Source organism: Mesorhizobium metallidurans STM 2683 (genome assembly GCF_000350085.1).
Classification (GTDB): Bacteria; Pseudomonadota; Alphaproteobacteria; order Rhizobiales; family Rhizobiaceae; genus Mesorhizobium; species Mesorhizobium metallidurans.
On sequence record NZ_CAUM01000079.1, the window covers coordinates 1 to 2,660 of the forward strand.

Annotated in this window: 2 protein-coding genes; both read right to left on the bottom strand. The window is 63.0% G+C overall.

All coding sequences use genetic code 11. The features are described 5' to 3' along the window. The coding region (locus tag MESS2_RS13255) for an endonuclease/exonuclease/phosphatase family protein (RefSeq protein WP_425277752.1) at positions 1-1,036 on the bottom strand (1,036 nt) is incomplete at its 3' end. A 74-nt stretch (positions 1,037-1,110) separates the two neighbouring features. Beyond that, positions 1,111-2,571, bottom strand: coding sequence for an AMP nucleosidase (locus tag MESS2_RS13260; RefSeq protein ID WP_244439983.1), 1,461 nt, complete (start codon positions 2,569-2,571; stop codon positions 1,111-1,113). Between the last annotated feature and the right edge of the window lie 89 nt (positions 2,572-2,660).

Here is a 2,660-nt window from a genome sequence, read left to right on the forward strand (position 1 = left end):
AGCCGCGCACCTTACCGGGCTGCGACGCGGACGCTGTCGCGGTTTCATCCTCGTCGACCGGTTTCTTCTCTTCCGGCCGGAGCGAGAATTCCACCATGACGGGAAGATGGTCCGAGCCGTTGTCCTCCAGCCTCGATGCCGAATGGATCAGCACCGCGCCCTTGCTGAACACCTGGTCGATCGGCAGCCCGGCGTAGCGCCGCAGGAAATCCGGCAGTTTCCGATAGATCCAGCTAGGCCCGACCGACGGCATCACGGTCAGCTTGCCAAGCGAAGCGACGCGCCTGACGGCCGCGCTCCATGGAGCGGCGTTGCAGTCGCCCGCCATGATCGCGGTCTCGCCAAGCGAGGCCAGCGGCCCGGACAATTCGCCGATCTGCCACGGTTGCTCGCGCGGCCATGGCCAACTGAGATGAATGGCGGCGACATCGACGCCGATGCCGCCGAAATCGACCTTGGCGATGGCCATGGCGCCGCGCCGCTCGCAAAAGGGTTTGGTGCCGACGGCAAACGGCCGTCTGGAGAGCAGCGCAACACCGAACACGCCATCAGGATAGGGGCAGAGGATCCGGTAGGGATAGGCGCTGGTGATATAGCCCAACTCTGTCGTCCACATTTCCGACACTTCGTCGAGAGTGATCACGTCCGGATTGGTCCGGCCGATCAGCGACAGCACTTTCTTCGGCGTCGGGTTGTCGAAGCGCAAATTCATCTGCAGCAGGCGGTACACTGCCTGATCCCCGGGGTAGACCGTCTGGTCGCCCGGCTTGGCTTCGTAGGCTGCCTGGACCGGCCACAGGCGCGGCAAGGGCAATGACGTGGTGGCGTAGGCGGCCGCGGCAAAGACCAGCGCTGCGGCCGCCTGCAGGCGAAACGAGGTGGCGAGCAGCGGCAGCGCGCATAGCGCCATCAGCACGGCAAGATGGACTCGAAAATGCGCGAAGGAATCGAAAGCCGGATGCAGCGTTCCGAAAAACCCGGCCACCAGTGCGGCCGAGAGGGCGAACATTGCCAGGAATGTCACTGAAATCATCATGTTTCGACCGCGTGCCATCTGCTTTGCTTATCGGCAGAAATGCGGCCCAATCAAGATGACGAAATGTCCATCGCCTATTGGAATGCCGTCTCCGAAAAGCTTCTGAGCTTGCGCGAATGCAGCCGTTCCATCGGCATCTCCGCCAGCTTTTCCATCGCCCTGATGCCGATGGTCAGGTGCTGCGCCACTTGCCGCTTGTAGAATTCGGTCGCCATGCCGGGCAGCTTCAGTTCGCCATGCAGGGGTTTGTCGGAGACGCAAAGGAGGGTGCCGTACGGCACCCGGAAGCGGAACCCGTTGGCCGCGATCGTCGCCGATTCCATGTCGAGCGCGATCGCCCGCGACTGCGACAGCCGCTGCACCGGCCCGCGCTGATCGCGCAGTTCCCAGTTGCGGTTGTCGATGGTGGCGACGGTGCCGGTGCGCATGATGCGCTTGAGATCGTAGCCGGAAAGCCCGGTGACCTCGGCGACCGCTTCCTGCAGCGCCACCTGGATTTCGGCCAGCGGCGGGATCGGCACCCACACCGGCAGGTCGTCGTCGAGGACATGGTCTTCCCTGACATAGGCATGCGCCAGCACATAGTCGCCCAGCGCCTGGGTGTTGCGCAGGCCGGCGCAATGGCCAAGCATCAGCCAGGCATGCGGCCGAAGCACGGCGATATGGTCGGTGATCGTCTTGGCATTGGAGGGGCCGACGCCGATATTGACCATGGTGATGCCGCCATGGTTCGGCTTCTTCAAATGATAGGCCGGCATCTGCGGCAGGCGCGGTGGCGCCGCACCATCGCCGGGCATGCTTTCCCCGACCTTGGTGACGACATTCCCCGGCTCGACGAATTCGACATATCCGCCGCCGCCATTGCCCATCAACTCGCGGGCACGGGCGACGAACTCGTCGATATAGAACTGGTAATTGGTGAACAGCACGAAATTCTGGAAATGCTGCGGACTGGTCGCCGTGTAGTGCGTCATCCGATGCAGCGAATAGTCGATGCGCTGCGCCGTGAACGGCGCCAGCGGCCTGGCGTCGCCGAACGCCACTTCGAATGTGCCGTTGGCGATCTGGTCGTCGGTGCCGTCGAGGTCCGGCACGTCGAACAGGTCGCGGATCGGCCGCTTGATGCGCTCGGCCGCCGCGCCGTCGACATGGGTGCCTTCGAGGAAGGCGAAATGCAGCGGAATGGGCGTTGTCGATTCCGAAACGGTGACCGGAACGCCGTGATTGCGCATGATCAGCCGAAGCTGTTCGGTCAGATAGTTCTCGAAAAGCGCGGGCTGGGTGATGGTCGTCGAGAAATGCCCCGGCGTCGGCATATGGCCATAGGCCTGGCGCGAGTCGATCTGGGTGAACGAACTCGTGGTGACGCCAATCTCCGGATAGAAGGCCCGGTAGCGCTTGTTGCTGTCGCCGCCCGCGGCGAGTGCCGTGAATGAATCGCGCAGGAATTTGGTGTTGCGGGCGTAAAGCATCTGCAAGGCGGCGACGGCCTTTTTGGCATCGTTGAAGCTCTGCCGACCAAAAGGCTCCGGCATGACGACTGATTCGATGGCTTGGGGATAGATTCGCTTTTCCATGACCCAATATAGAGGCTTGGCCATGCGGTTGGGAGGGGGGGTGCCGG